Source organism: Xenorhabdus kozodoii, from assembly GCF_002632875.1.
Classification (GTDB): domain Bacteria; phylum Pseudomonadota; class Gammaproteobacteria; order Enterobacterales; family Enterobacteriaceae; genus Xenorhabdus; species Xenorhabdus kozodoii.
Map to the genome: position 1 here is coordinate 1 of NZ_NJCX01000094.1, position 851 is coordinate 851.

Here is an 851-nt window from a genome sequence, read left to right on the forward strand (position 1 = left end):
TAGATAGTGTCGTCATGAGAAATTTCGTGCAATAATAATGCCCCACCATTCCATCATAAGAGTTGATTAACCATGAGTACACCTGCACACCGCCGCCACGATATTTCAGATCGCGTCTGGAGCCTGCTTGAACCTCATTTGCCAGGACGTCAAGGCGCTTGGGGGCGTGTAGCTGAAGATAATCGGCGTTTTATCAATGGGGTGTTTTGGATTTTACGGACGGGTGCGCCTTGGCGAGACCTACATACTGATTATGGTGACTGGAAAAATACCCACCGTCGTTTTTGTCGCTGGAGAGATAAAGGGATATGGAAAAAACTGCTCGAACAATTGGTTAATGACCCCGATTTCGAGTGGTTAATGATTGATGCCAGCCATATTAAGGTTCATCCCGATGCGGCAGGCGCTAAAGGGGGTAATCAGGATATGGGGCTCACAAAAGGGGGCTCAATACCAAGATACATTTGGCCGTGGATGCGCATGGTATGCCGGTCAGAATTATTATTACAAGCGGTACCACAGCAGATTGTTCACAAGCTGAGACCTTAATTAAAGGACTCGATGCAGAGCATCTATTGGCGGACAGGGGCTATGATAGCAACGCAATAGTAGAAAAAGCAGAACAACAAGGCATGCAAGTCCAGATCCCTAGCCGGAAAAATCGGAAGGCCGCCAGAGAATATGATCGTGAGCTCTATCGGCTTCGCCATTTGGTTGAAAATACTTTCCTTCATCTTAAGCGCTGGCGTGGTATAGCCACTCGCTATGCAAAAAATAGCGCGTCTTTTCTTGCCGCAGTGCAAATCCGTTGCCTTGTTCTTTGGCTGAAAATCTCATGACGACATCGTCTA

At 47.2% G+C, this 851-nt stretch carries 1 protein-coding gene; it reads left to right on the forward strand.

Going from position 1 to position 851, the window contains the following annotated elements:
* Positions 1 to 72 precede the first annotated feature (72 nt).
* Positions 73 to 839 (forward strand): IS5 family transposase gene (locus Xkoz_RS19245; RefSeq protein ID WP_099143528.1). Its coding sequence is split into 2 segments (ribosomal slippage): positions 73 to 448 and positions 448 to 839, totalling 768 coding nucleotides; the frame shifts between segments, so codons are not numbered across the junction.
* The last annotated feature ends 12 nt before the right edge of the window (positions 840 to 851 follow it).